At 69.0% G+C, this 12,993-nt stretch carries 11 protein-coding genes; 1 reads left to right on the forward strand and 10 read right to left on the reverse strand.

Annotation, left to right across the window (positions count from 1 at the left end):
- Positions 1 to 106: 106 nt before the first annotated feature.
- The 8 genes from era to rpoE all read right to left on the reverse strand — a co-directional run bounded on the left by era (position 107) and on the right by rpoE (position 8,233).
- A complete protein-coding gene (gene era / locus H9658_RS07005; RefSeq protein ID WP_179563684.1) occupies positions 107 to 1,009 on the reverse strand; it encodes a GTPase Era in 903 nt (300 codons plus the stop codon).
- Entirely contained in the window at positions 1,006 to 1,686 is a 681-nt protein-coding gene (gene rnc / locus H9658_RS07010; RefSeq protein WP_179563683.1) for a ribonuclease III, read from the reverse strand. The genes era and rnc overlap by 4 nt, the downstream gene beginning before the upstream one ends.
- Positions 1,676 to 2,053, reverse strand: a complete 378-nt coding sequence (locus H9658_RS07015) for a DUF4845 domain-containing protein (protein WP_191824856.1) — start codon at positions 2,051 to 2,053, stop codon at positions 1,676 to 1,678. Before H9658_RS07015 ends, rnc begins: the two co-directional genes overlap by 11 nt.
- A 23-nt stretch (positions 2,054 to 2,076) precedes the next feature.
- Entirely contained in the window at positions 2,077 to 2,877 is an 801-nt protein-coding gene (gene lepB / locus H9658_RS07020) for a signal peptidase I (RefSeq protein ID WP_009583229.1), read from the reverse strand.
- Positions 2,878 to 2,982: 105 nt separating this feature from the next.
- Positions 2,983 to 4,773 carry a translation elongation factor 4 gene (lepA, locus tag H9658_RS07025; RefSeq protein ID WP_179565498.1) on the reverse strand — a complete coding sequence of 597 codons (1,791 nt, stop codon included), beginning with the start codon at positions 4,771 to 4,773 and terminating at the stop codon, positions 2,983 to 2,985.
- A 214-nt stretch (positions 4,774 to 4,987) separates the two neighbouring features.
- Positions 4,988 to 6,559: a DegQ family serine endoprotease gene (locus H9658_RS07030; protein WP_191824857.1), complete on the reverse strand. Its 1,572-nt coding sequence runs from the start codon at positions 6,557 to 6,559 to the stop codon at positions 4,988 to 4,990.
- A gap of 100 nt (positions 6,560 to 6,659) precedes the next feature.
- Positions 6,660 to 7,616, reverse strand: coding sequence for a sigma-E factor negative regulatory protein (locus H9658_RS07035; RefSeq protein WP_191824858.1), 957 nt, complete (start codon positions 7,614 to 7,616; stop codon positions 6,660 to 6,662).
- Entirely contained in the window at positions 7,613 to 8,233 is a 621-nt protein-coding gene (rpoE, locus tag H9658_RS07040; protein WP_053835168.1) for an RNA polymerase sigma factor RpoE, read from the reverse strand. The genes H9658_RS07035 and rpoE overlap by 4 nt, the downstream gene beginning before the upstream one ends.
- A gap of 238 nt (positions 8,234 to 8,471) precedes the next feature.
- Here rpoE and H9658_RS07045 point away from each other — a divergent pair, with 238 nt between their 5' ends.
- Positions 8,472 to 10,535: a 3-hydroxyacyl-CoA dehydrogenase NAD-binding domain-containing protein gene (locus tag H9658_RS07045; RefSeq protein ID WP_191824859.1), complete on the forward strand. Its 2,064-nt coding sequence runs from the start codon at positions 8,472 to 8,474 to the stop codon at positions 10,533 to 10,535.
- A gap of 120 nt (positions 10,536 to 10,655) precedes the next feature.
- On the opposite strand, the gene H9658_RS07050 is transcribed toward H9658_RS07045, so the two are convergent.
- The gene (locus H9658_RS07050; protein ID WP_191824860.1) at positions 10,656 to 11,666 is read right to left on the reverse strand and encodes a cation diffusion facilitator family transporter; all 1,011 of its coding nucleotides are present in this window, start codon (positions 11,664 to 11,666) and stop codon (positions 10,656 to 10,658) included.
- A 294-nt stretch (positions 11,667 to 11,960) separates the two neighbouring features.
- Complete coding sequence (locus H9658_RS07055; RefSeq protein WP_179563677.1) at positions 11,961 to 12,968, reverse strand: YeiH family protein; 1,008 nt, start codon at positions 12,966 to 12,968, stop codon at positions 11,961 to 11,963.
- Between the last annotated feature and the right edge of the window lie 25 nt (positions 12,969 to 12,993).

The raw sequence follows: 12,993 nt of genomic DNA on the forward strand, positions 1-12,993 counted from the left end.
CCCGACGCGTTACCGGTAAGGCGTCGGGGCTGAAGCCCCTCCTACAGAAAAGCGGAAATGCGGTGCACTTGCGAAAATCCCGAGTCCCGAGTCCGGAGTCCCGGCCTTACTCCCCGTACCCGAACGCCTTCAACGCGGCCTCGTCGTCCGACCAGCCCTCGCGCACGCGCACCCAGGTCTCCAGGAACACCTTGGCGCCGAACAGGCGCTCCATCTGCTGCCGGGCCTTGGCGCCGATGTCCTTCAGGCGGGTGCCGCCCTTGCCGATCACGATCGCCTTCTGGCCCTCGCGCTCGACCCAGATCACCGCGCCGATGCGCAGCAGCGCGCCGTCCTCGGCGAAGCGCTCGATCTCCACCGTGGTCGCGTACGGCAGCTCTTCGCCGAGCTGGCGCATCAGCTGCTCACGCACCAGTTCGCCGGCCAGGAAGCGCTGGCTGCGGTCGGTGATCTCGTCCTCGCCGAACATCGCCGGCGCTTCCGGCACCAGCGCCAGCAGGTCGCGCACCAACGCTTCCAGGCCCTTGCGCTTGAGCGCGGAGATCGGATGCACCGCGGCGAAGCTGCGGCCGTCGCTGACCTGCTGCAGGAACGGCAGCAGCGCGGTCTTGTCCTTGAGCCGGTCGACCTTGTTCACCACCAGCACCACCGGGATGCCGGAATCGCTGAGCACGTTGAACGCCAGCGTGTCCTCGTCGTCCCAGCGCCCGGCCTCGATCACCAGCAAGCCGGCGTCCACGCCTTCCAGCGAGCCGCGCGCGGCGCGGTTCATGACCCGGTTCATCGCGCGCTTCTGCTCGCGGTGCAGGCCGGGGGTGTCGACCAGCACCAACTGCCCTTCCGGGAAGCTGGCGATGCCCAGCAAGCGGTGCCGGGTGGTCTGCGGGCGGTTGGAGACGATGCTGACCTTGGCGCCCACCAGGGCGTTGGTCAGGGTGGACTTGCCCACGTTGGGGCGGCCGATCACGGCCACGCTGCCGCTGCGGTAAGGGGACGCTTGCTCGTTCACTTGCTGGAATCCAGTTGCTCGATGGCGGCGGCGGCGGCCTGTTGTTCGGCCAGCCGTCGCGAGGTGCCCTCGCCCTCGGTGGTGAGGGCAGGCTCGGCGAGTACGCAGCGTACCCGGAATAGCTTGGCGTGTTCGTCGCCGGTTTCGCTGATCAGCTCGTACGCCGGCAGGGCCCGCTGCCGGGCCTGCAGCCATTCCTGCAGGCGGGTCTTGGCATCCTTCTCCGGCTTGCCGACCGGCAGTGCGGCCAGCGCCGTCTCGAACCAGGGCAGGATCACCGCACGGCAGGCCTCGAATCCGGCGTCCAGGTAGATCGCCGCGACCACCGCCTCGACCGCGTCGGCCAGGATCGAATCGCGGCGATGCCCGCCTGACTTCATCTCGCCCGGCCCCAGGGTCAGCCGCTCGCCCAGTTCCAGCTGGCGGCCGATGGTGGCCAGCGACGCCTCGCGCACCAGTTCGGCGCGGGCGCGGGTCAGCGCGCCTTCGTCGGCCTTGGGCCAGCGCCGGTACAGCGCCTCGGCGATCAGCTGGTTGACGATGCTGTCGCCGAGGAATTCCAGCCGCTCGTTGTGCGGCGCGCCGGCGCTGCGATGCGTCAGCGCCTGCGCCAGCAGCTGCGGGTCGGCGAAGCGGTGACCGATGCGGTCGCCGCGCAGGATCGTTTTACTCGCCACCGCGCGTCGTCAGGTCCTGGGTGTTATCAAATTTTCCAACAATATCCAAGTTGGCCACAATTGGACGGCGCACTTCATAGGCGACACGCATCCTCCAACCGTTATCGACGCGGTCAAGAGTGACATCCTCCGGCTTCACATTGTCTGAGTAACTAACGTCTAAGCGCCGAAATAAAGAATCCTTGATTTTTGAAGGATCCATGTCAGCACTGCCCGCTTCAGCTGCAAGTCCCTTCATTGCCGAGCGCACCGCGTAGTACTCCATGTACATCGGGAACAGCTTCATGCCGATGTAGGCGAAGAAACCGACCACCGCCAGCACGATCACGAACGACGTCAACGTCATGCCACTTTGCTTGTGCTTCATCGCGCTTCCCCTTACGCCAGAAATCACTGGATGCCGGTCCCGATCCGCGAGGGATCGAAACTGCCGCTGCAGAACCAGCCTTCGCAATTGAGCCAGACCAGGAACGCCTTGCCGCGCAGGTTCTCTTCGGGCAGGAAGTGGGTCTGGGTCCAGAAGCGGCTGTCCTCGCTATTATCCCGATTGTCGCCCATCACGAAATACTGGCCCGGCGGCACCACCCAATCGCCCTGGCCGGCCGGATTGTTGCGGTCCAGCCACTCCAGTTCGGTGTGGGTGCGGCCCGGCAGGTATTCGGTGAGCAGCGTGGACCCGGTCATCTCCGCACCCTTGCCCTTGCCGACGTACTCGCCGCGCACCTGGTACTTCATCGGCGTGCCGTTGATGTACAGGGTATCGCCGTGGAAGCCGATGCGGTCGCCGGGCAGGCCGATGACGCGCTTGATCCAGTTCTCGTCCGGCTTGTGCGGCGGCTTGAACACCACCACGTCGCCGCGCTTGGGCTCGCTGGTCGGGATCACCTTCTGGTTGGTGATCGGCAGGCGGAAGCCGTAGGCGAACTTGTTGACCAGGATGAAATCGCCGACCAGCAGGTTCGGCATCATCGAGCTGGACGGAATCTTGTACGGCTCGGCGATGAAGCTGCGCAGGATCAGCACCACCGCCAGCACCGGAAAGAACGCCCGCGAATAATCGACCAGCACCGGCTCGGTATCCAGCAGGCCGGCGCGCGCGGCGCGGCGCTTGGCGAAGAACAGCTTGTCCAGCAACCAGACGATGCCGGTGGCGAAGGTCAGGACCACCAGCGCGATTTCAAACCATTTCATTCGTGTTCCTTCGGAACGGGATTCGGGATTGGGGATGAGGAGATTCGGCAGAGCGGGACATCGGACAGGCTTGCGCGCTTGCCAATCCCCAATCCCGAATCCCGGCTACTTATCCATCTGCAGCACAGCCAGGAAGGCTTCCTGCGGGATCTCCACGCGGCCGACCTGCTTCATGCGCTTCTTGCCTTCCTTCTGTTTTTCCAGAAGTTTCTTCTTGCGCGACACGTCGCCACCATAACATTTGGCCAGCACGTTCTTGCGCATCGCCTTGACCGTGCTGCGCGAGATGATCTGCGAGCCGACCGCGGCCTGGATCGCCACGTCGAACATCTGCCGCGGGATCAGGTCCTTCATCTTTTCGCACAGCTCGCGGCCGCGCCGGTCGGCATGGCTGCGGTGCACGATGATCGACAGCGCATCGACCTTGTCGCCGTTGATCAGCGTGTCCACGCGCACGAACGGGCCGGCGTCGAAACGCAGGAAGTGGTAGTCCAGCGAGGCGTAGCCGCGCGACACCGACTTGAGCTTGTCGAAGAAATCCAGCACCACCTCGGCCATCGGCAGTTCGTAGCTGATCTGCACCTGGCTGCCCAGGTAGTTGATGCCGATCTGGCTGCCGCGCTTTTCCTCGCACAGGGTGATGATGTTGCCGACGTAGTCCGGCGGGGTCAGGATGTTGGCGCGGATGATCGGCTCGCGGATCTCCTCCACGTTGTTCAGCGGCGGCAGCTTGGACGGGTTGTCCATCGGGATCACGCTGCCGTCGGTCTTGAGCACCTCGTAGACCACGGTCGGCGCGGTCGAGATCAGGTTGAGGTCGTACTCGCGCTCCAGCCGTTCCTGCACGATTTCCATGTGCAGCATGCCGAGGAAGCCGCAGCGGAAGCCGAAGCCCATCGCCTCGGAGCTTTCCGGCTCGAAGCGCAGCGCCGCGTCGTTGAGGCGCAGCTTGTCCAGCGCCTCGCGCAGGTCCGGGTAGTCCTCGGCATCGACCGGGAACAGGCCGGCGAACACGCGCGGCTGCATTTCCTGGAAACCGGGCAGCGCATGCGGCGCCGGGTCGGCGGCCAGGGTCAGGGTGTCGCCGACCGGCGCGCCGTGCACGTCCTTGATCGAGGCGTTGATCCAGCCCACTTCGCCGGCGCCCAGCGCGGGCAGTTCCTTGCGCTTGGGGGTGAACACGCCGACCTTGTCGACCAGGTGGGTGCGGCCGGTGGACATCACCAGGATCTTGCTGCCCGGCTTGATCTCGCCCTGCATCACCCGCACCAGCGAGACCACGCCCAGGTAGTTGTCGAACCACGAGTCGATGATCAGCGCCTGCAGCTTGTCGGTATCGCGCGGCTTGGGCGGCGGGATGCGATGCACGATCGCTTCCAGCACCAGGTCCACGTTGAACCCGGTCTTGGCGCTGACCGCCACCGCGTCCTCGGCGTCGATGCCGATCACCGCCTCGATCTCGGCCTTGGCGCGGGCGATGTCGGCGGTGGGCAGGTCGATCTTGTTGAGCACCGGCACCACTTCCAGGCCCTGCTCCACCGCGGTGTAGCAGTTGGCCACCGACTGCGCTTCCACGCCCTGCGCAGCGTCCACCACCAGCAGCGCGCCCTCGCAGGCGGCCAGCGAGCGGCTGACTTCATAGGAGAAGTCGACGTGGCCGGGGGTGTCGATGAAGTTCAGGTGGTAGACCTGCCCGTCCTTGGCCGTATACGGCAAGGACACGGACTGGGCCTTGATGGTGATGCCGCGTTCGCGCTCGATCGGGTTGGAGTCGAGCACCTGCGCTTCCATCTCGCGCGCCTGCAGGCCGCCACAGAGCTGGATGATGCGATCGGCCAGGGTCGATTTGCCGTGGTCGACGTGGGCGATGATGGAGAAATTGCGGATGTTCCGCATCGAATCAGAGGACATGAGGTGGGCGGCGGCCAGGACCGTCGTCAGGATAACGGGCCATTATCGCATGGCCGGAGGGAGCCAGGCGCCCCGGCTGCGGCAGGCGTGGGCCAACGGCTGCGCGGGCAGCGTTTCGGGAAACAAACCCCAATGAAATCAATGGCGCCCAGCGAACCGGGGTTCGCTGGGCGCCATTGGCGGTGCCGCGATCGGCCGCTCAGTCGACGCTGATCGCGATGAACTGGCTGGCTGGGCTGCCCGGCGCGCGCACCAGCAGCATCACCACGTCGCCCTTCTTCGCGCCGGCGGTGAGCTTGCGGAACTGCGCCGCATTGGACACCGGCGTGCGCCCGACCTGCAGCACGATCATGCCCGGACGCAGCTGCGACTTGCTCGCCACCGCGCGGCTCACCTGCGCCACCTGCACGCCTTCGTCGGCGCGCAGCCCGAGCTTCTGCCGCACCGGCGCCGGGATCTCCTCCACGCTGATGCCCAGCGCGCTGCTCTCCGCGGCCTGCGGCGCCGGCGCCGCGTCACCGCGGCCCGGCTGCTGCTGGCCCATGGCCATGCCGTCGTCGCTGAGCTCGCTCAGGGTCACGCTGATGTCGCGCGGCTTGCCGTCGCGGATCACGGTGACCCGCGCCTTGCTGCCCGGCGGCAGCATGCCCACCAGCGGCGGCAGGTCTTCGCGCGTATTGATCTTCTGGCCGTTGAAGGCAACGATGAAGTCGCCCGGCTCGATCCCGGCCTTGGCCGCGCCGCTGCCCGGCTGCACGCCGTTGACCAGCGCGCCGCGCGTGTCGCTCAGGCCCAGGCCCTTGGCCTCCACATCGCTGATGTTCGGCTGCATGGTCACCCCGAGCATGCCGCGGCTGACCTTGCCGGTCTTCTTGATCTGCTCGACCGCGCTCATCGCCAGGTCGATCGGGATCGCGAAGCTGATGCCCATGTAGCCGCCGGAGGCGGAGAAGATCTGCGAGTTGATGCCGACCACTTCGCCGCGGGTATTGAGCAGCGGGCCGCCGGAATTGCCCTGGTTGATCGCCACGTCGGTCTGGATGAAAGGCACGTAGCGCTGGTCGGCGTACGGGTTGCTGCGCCCGGTGGCGCTGACGATGCCGGCGGTGACCGAGTGGTCCAGGCCGAACGGCGAACCGATCGCCACCACCCACTGGCCGGGCTTGAGCATGTTGGAATCGCCCACGCGCACCGTCGGCAGGTTCTTGCCGTCGATCTTCAGCAGCGCCACGTCGTACTGCTGGTCGCTGCCGACCACCTTGGCGGTGAACTCGCGGCGGTCGGTCAGCTTGACCTTGACCTCGCTGGCGCCATCGACCACATGGTGGTTGGTCAGCACGTAGCCGTCGGGCGAGATGATGAAGCCCGAGCCCATCGAGCGACCGCCGGGGGTCGCGTCGTCTTCGTCCGGTCCCTGCTGGCCCGGCCTGCCGGGCATGCCCGGTTGCCCCGGGATCCCGTCCGGCCCGAAGAAGCGGCGGAAGAATTCCGGGATCTGCGCATCGTCGGGCATGCCGCCGGCGCCGGCGCCGGCGCGCGTGGCCGCGGCCTTGCGGCTGATCGTGGTCTCGACGTTGACCACGCCGGGGCCGACCTGTTCGACCAGGTTGGTGAAATCGGGCAAGCCGGCGACCAGCTGCGGCGCAGGCGCCGCGCGCGCGGCCGGCGCGGCGGCGGCGGGCGCGGCCGACTCGGGCTGCTGCGCGCAGGCGGCCAGCGGCAGGGTCAGGGCCAACACGCCCAGCAGATGGTTGCGGATACGGTGAGTCATCGGACGCGAGCCTCCGGTTCGGGAAAGGGATGGAAAACAACGGCGGTGCCGCGGGCACCGCGCGCCGGAGCGAAGCACGCGCTTCGACCGACGCCTGGGTTCAAGGCTGCTGCGGCAACGGCGCGGGTGCCGCGTCGGCCGGCAGCCGCGGCTCGAACGGATAGAACGCCGCCGACGCGCCCTGGCGCGGGAAACTGGCGGTGAACTCGCCGCTGGACGCGGCCGGCGCCAGTGCCGAGCGCGGCCATGGCCGCGCCTGCAGCGGTGCGGGCTGGTGCGCGAACGGATCGCCGGCATGTTGCTGCGCGAGCGCCTGGCCGGTCGCCGTGGCCGGCAGCGGCAGCGCGGTCGCCGCTGGCCGCGACGGGGCCGCGGCGGCGATCGCGCGTACCGGCTCGGCGGCCCGCGCCGCGCTGCTGCGCGCAGCCTGCTGGGTTCGGGTCGCGCCGCGGCGGGTGGCGGCGTCCTGGCGCCGGTGCGCGGCGATGGCCACTGCCGGCGCCGCGGCGACCGCCGCGCCGAGGTCGCCCTGCGGATCTGCCGGTGCCGGTGCCGGCACCTGCGGCACGGCCGCCGGAACCGCAGGCGCGGCGGCAGGAGCGCTCGAGCTGGCGACCTGCACGGGTGCCGCTGCCGGCGCCGCATCGGGCAGGCGCTCGCGGGTCATGAACAAGGCGATCGCGGCGACCGAGGCCGCCAGCGCCGCGCTGCCGCCCCAGCGCCAGGTGCGGCGGCTGCCGGCGGCATCGCTGGCGCGCGCCACCTCGGCGCGCTGCGCCTCGGCCGCCACCGCCTGGCGCACGCGCTCGCCGAAATCGGCGGGCGCCGGCATGCACACGCGGCCGCGCAGGATGTCGCCGCACAGCTGCCAGCGTTCGTGGCAACCGGCGAGCTCCTCGTCGTGCTGCAGCCGGCGCACCACGAAGCGCGCCTCGTCGGCCGGCAGCTCGCCGTCGATCAACGCCGACAGCTGCTGCCGGTAGTGCAGTTCGAACTTGTCCGGCGGCGTGGCGCCGGGCGTCGGCTCGGGCTGGGAAATGGGCGTGCTATCGGTCATACGCGGTGTCGCTCACGAGTGGCGCTGTCGGTATCCAGCAGGGGACGGAGTTCGGCGTCGATGGCGTCCCGCGCACGGAAGATGCGCGAGCGCACCGTGCCGATCGGGCAACCCATCTTCTGCGCGATGTCCTCGTAACTCATCCCGTCCACCTCGCGCAGGGTGATGGCGGTTCGCAATTCCTCCGGCAACGCATTCACCGCCTTCATCACCGTCTGTTCCAGCTCCTGGCGCATCAGTTCGCGCTCGGGCGTGTCGGTGTCGCGCAAGCGCGTGCCGCTGTCGAACTGCTCGGCATCGAGCACGTCGACGTCGTCGGTCGGAGGCCTGCGGTTGTGCGCAACCAGGTAGTTCTTGGCGGTGTTCACGGCGATACGGTGCAACCATGTAGAGAACTGGGCGTCGCCACGGAAGTTCCCTATCGCGCGGTAGGCGCGGATGAAGGTGTCCTGTGCCACGTCCTGACATTCGCTCCAGTCGGCGATGTAGCGCCCGATCAGGCCGACGATCCGGTGTTGGTACTTGCGCACCAGCACATCGAACGCCGCGCTTTCGCCGCGCTGCACACGCCGGACCAGTTCCAGGTCCAGCTCCTGAGGTGTTTCGACATCGGCCATAACGGGCCGCACTCCTGTCAGCCCAACCTACGTCGGACCATCTGACCGCCAATTCGGAAAAAAGTTCAGCGTCCCTGCGGACCGCCGCCCCACGACGTTAACCCGCATTCCGTTAGGCTGGCGGCATGCCAGCGGTCGCGGGACCCGCGTCACTCCCCTGTGGATTGGGATTTGACGCAACGGAAACAACCTCTGGATGATAACGATCTTCTCCATACATAAGCGGATGGTCCTCCCCATGCTTTCAGGCTTCGACGGGCTCCGATTCAGTCACTGGCAAGCGGATATCCGCGACGACGGCGTCGTCGTGCTCAGCCTCGACCGCCAGGACGCGCCCGTCAACGCGCTGTCGCAGGACGTGCTGCTGGAGCTGGGCGATCTGCTCGAACGCATCGCCATCGACCCGCCCAAGGGCGTGGTGATCCGCTCGGCCAAGGCCAACGGCTTCATCGCCGGCGCGGACCTGAAGGAATTCCAGGAATTCGATCGCCGCGGCACCGTCAACGACGCGATCCGCCGCGGCCAGGCCACCTTCCAGAAACTGGCCGAACTGCCCTGCCCGACCGTGGCCGCGATCCACGGCTTCTGCATGGGCGGCGGCACCGAGATCGCGCTGGCCTGCCGCTACCGGGTCGCCTCCAGCGACGGTTCCACCCGCATCGGCCTGCCCGAGACCAAGCTCGGCATCTTTCCCGGCTGGGGCGGCAGCGCGCGCCTGCCGCGGCTGATCGGCGCGCCCGCGGCGATGGACCTGATGCTGACCGGGCGCACCGTGTCGGCGTCGGCGGCCCGCGCGATGGGCCTGGTCGACAAGGTCGCCGCACCGGCGGTGCTGGTCGATACCGCGGTCGCGCTGGCCTTGACCGGCAGCGCGCGCCCGTTCAAGCAGCGCGCCACCGCCTGGGCCACCAACACCTGGCCGGCGCGCAAGCTGCTGGCGCCGCAGATGCGCAAGCAGGTCGCGCGCAAGGCGCGCAAGGAACACTACCCGGCGCCGTACGCGCTGATCGGCGTCTGGGAGCGCAGCGGCGGCGGCGGCATCCAGGCGCGGCTGGACGCCGAGCGCAAGGCCGTGGTCAAGCTGGCGAGCACGCCGACCGCGCGCAACCTGATCCGCATCTTCTTCCTCACCGAGCGGCTCAAGGCGCTGGGCGGGAAAGACCATGGCATCCGCCACGTGCACGTGGTCGGCGCCGGGGTGATGGGCGGCGACATCGCCGCCTGGTCGGCCTACAAGGGTTTCGAGGTGACGCTGCAGGATCGCGAGCAGCGCTTCATCGATGGCGCGCTGAGCCGCGCCGGCGAGCTGTTCGCCAAGCGGGTCAAGGACGACAGCAAGCGCCCGGCGGTGGCGGCGCGGCTGAAGGGCGACCTGGCCGGCGACGGCGTGCCGGTGGCCGACCTGGTGATCGAGGCGATCGTGGAGAATCCGCAGGCCAAGCGCGAGCTGTACCAGTCGCTGGAGCCGCGGATGCAGCCCGATGCGCTGCTCAGCACCAACACCTCCTCGATCCCGCTGACCGAACTGCGCGAGCACATCCAGCGCCCGGCGCAGTTCGCCGGCCTGCACTACTTCAACCCGGTGGCGCAGATGCCGCTGGTGGAGATCGTCTGCCACGACGGCCTGGCCGCGGACAACCAGAAGCGGCTGGCCGCGTTCTGCAAGGCGATCGACAAGCTGCCGGTGCCTGTGGCTGGCACGCCCGGCTTCCTGGTCAACCGGGTGCTGTTCCCGTACCTGCTGGAAGCGGCCACCGCCTATGCCGAGGGCATCCCCGGCCCGGCGCTCGACAAGGTCGCGGTGAAGTTCGGCATGCCGATGGGGCCGATCGAACTGATCGACACCGTGGGCCTGGACGTGGCCGCCGGGGTCGGCGCGGAACTGGCGCCGTTCCTGGGCCTGCCGATCCCCGCCGCGCTGCAGACGGTGGAACCGGGCAAGCGCGGCAAGAAGGATGGCCAGGGCCTGTACGCCTGGGAAAACGGCCGCGCGAAGAAGCCGGAAGTGGACAAGGACTACCAGGCGCCGGCCGATCTGGAAGACCGCCTGATCCTGCCGCTGCTCAACGAGGCGGTGGCCTGCCTGCACGACGGCGTGGTCGCCGATGCGGACCTGCTCGACGCCGGGGTGATCTTCGGCACCGGCTTCGCCCCGTTCCGCGGCGGTCCGATCCAGCACATCCGTGCGGCCGGCGCCGACGCGCTGCTGGAGCGCCTGCGCGCCCTGCAGGCGCGCTACGGCGAGCGCTTCGCGCCGCGCCCGGGCTGGGATTCGCCGGTGCTGCGCGAGCCGGTGGCCTGAGTCCGCCGTGCGTCCTCCGCGCTCCCTGTAGGAGCGGCTTCAGCCGCGACAGGCGTTACCGAGAGATCCTGTCGCGGCTGAAGCCGCTCCTACAGGAAGCGGAAGACGCCTGATCCCGTGTCACGAATGCGAGTGCCCATGCGCGCCGTTCGCATGGCCGTGCCGATGCCCATGGTCGTCGTGCTGGCCGTGCCCGTGATCCGCATGCTCGTCGCGCACACCCTGCGCAGCGCGCGCCGGCGTGCCGCACGGCTCTGCGCCGCAGTGCCCGGCTTCCATCTGCAGGGTGATGTGGTCGATATCGAAGCGCGCATGCAGGCCATCGCACAGGGCTGCGCGCAACGCGTCGGCATCGGCGCCGTCGGCGATCACCACGTGCGCGGTCAGCGCCGGCGTGCTGGAGGCCAGCGCCCACACGTGCAGGTCGTGCACGTCCTCCACGCCGGGAACGCCACGCAGATAGCCGCGTACCGCGGCCATGTCCACGCCCTTGGGCACGCCTTCCAGCAGCACGTTGATCGCCTCGCGCAGCAGCACCCAGGTGCGCGGCAGCACCCACAGGCCGATCAGCACCGCCAGGATCGGATCGATCACCTTCCAGCCGGTGAGGCGGATCGCCAGCGCGCCGGCGATCACCGCCACCGAGCCGAGCATGTCGCTCCACACTTCCAGGTAGGCGCCCTTCATGTTCAGGCTCTCGCCGCTGCCGGCCTTGAGCAGGCGCATCGAGATCAGGTTGATCAGCAGGCCGAACGCGGCGATGCCGAGCATGCCGACCGTGGCCACGTCCTGCGGCTGGCGGAACCGCTGCACCGCTTCCCACAGGATGTAGGCGGCGACCACGAACAGCATGCCGCCATTGAACAGCGCGCCCAGCGCCTCCAGCCGCGCGTAGCCGTAGGTGCGCTTGGCATCGGGCGGGCGCCGGCTCAGCCGCACCGCGACCAGCGCGATCATCAGCGCCAGGGTGTCGGTGGCCATGTGCGCGGCGTCGGACAGCAGCGCCAGGCTGTTGGTCAGGAACGCGCCGGCGATCTCCACCAGCAGGAACGTGGCGGTCAGCCCCAGCGCCCACCACAGCGGTTTCTCGTGGCGGATCTCGGTCGGTGCGTGGCTGTGGTCGTGTCCCATGAGCTGGCCTGACGGTGCGTGCGAAGAAGATGCGCCACCTTAGATCGGCCCTGCGGCGGAGACTATTACACCGTGGCTGCATGCGGCTGGGCCATTGAGCCACTGCGCGGATGCAACGCTGGAGCCGCTACCGGCGACGCAGCGTGAAGTGATCGATCCAGCGGCAGCCGCACCGTCGCCAGGAGTCGCTGCCGCACGCGAACGCAGCGGCGCGACACGTTCCGGGGATCGGTTCGCTCCTGCTTGATGCGACAGCGCGCAGCATGCGCACAGCATCTGCGGCCATCCCGCGCGTCACGGCAGCCACCACACCAGCAGCGCGCTGATGCCGGCCAGCGCCAGCAGCGACAGCGTGCCCGCGGCCAGCACGCGGCCGCCGGAGGCCAGCACCGAGCGCAGGTTCACCGACAGGCCCAGCGCCGCCATCGCCACCAGGGTCAGCAGCGCCGACACGCGCTGCGCCGCGTCCGCCAGCGCCAGCGGCAACAGGCCCGAGGAGCGCAGCAGCAGCATGCCGACGAAGCCCAGCACGAACCACGGCAGCAGGCGGTGCAGCGGCAACCGCGCGGCGCCCGGCCGGCCGGCGGTCAGCCCGAGCAGCAGCATCACCGGCCCCAGCATCACCACCCGCATCAGCTTGACCAGCGCGCCGACCTGCGCGCTGATGGCGCCGACCGGCAGCGTCGCCGCCAGCACCTGCGGCACCGCGTACACGGTCATGCCGGCGAGGATGCCGTAGTGGCGCTGATCCAGGCCGAACAGCGGCACCGCCAGCGGCAAGGCCAGCACCACCACGATGCCCAGCGCCGCGGTGAACGCGATCGAGGCGGCCACCTCGTCCGAATCGGCGTCGATCACCGGCGCCGCGGCGACGATCGCCGAGTTGCCGCAGATCGCATTGCCGCAGGCCACCAGCGTGGCCAGCCGTGCCGGCAGCCCGAGCAGGCGGCCGATGCCGTAGCCGATGCCGATCGCCAGCAGCACGGTGGCGGCGATCAGTCCCAGCAGCAGGCCGCCAGCCGCGCCGACCGCACTGAAGCTGACCGATGCGCCGAGCAGCACGATCGCCACTTCCAGCGGCAGCTTGGCGGCGAACGCGATGCCGGCGTCGGCGCGTGCCGGCAGATGCGACGCGGTGCGCAGCAGCGTGCCGAGCGCGATCGCGAACACCAGCGCGTCGATCCACGGCCGGCCCAGCCAACGCAGTTGCGCCTGCTCCGTCAGCGACGCCAGCGCGGCGACCGCGATCGCCAACAGCAGCCCCGGCAACAGTGCCGCGCCCTTGTCCCGTGCCTTGTACATTGCCGCCACCCTGTCGAAGTGGCCG

Source organism: Xanthomonas bonasiae (genome assembly GCF_014836395.1).
GTDB lineage: Bacteria > Pseudomonadota > Gammaproteobacteria > Xanthomonadales > Xanthomonadaceae > Xanthomonas_A > Xanthomonas_A bonasiae.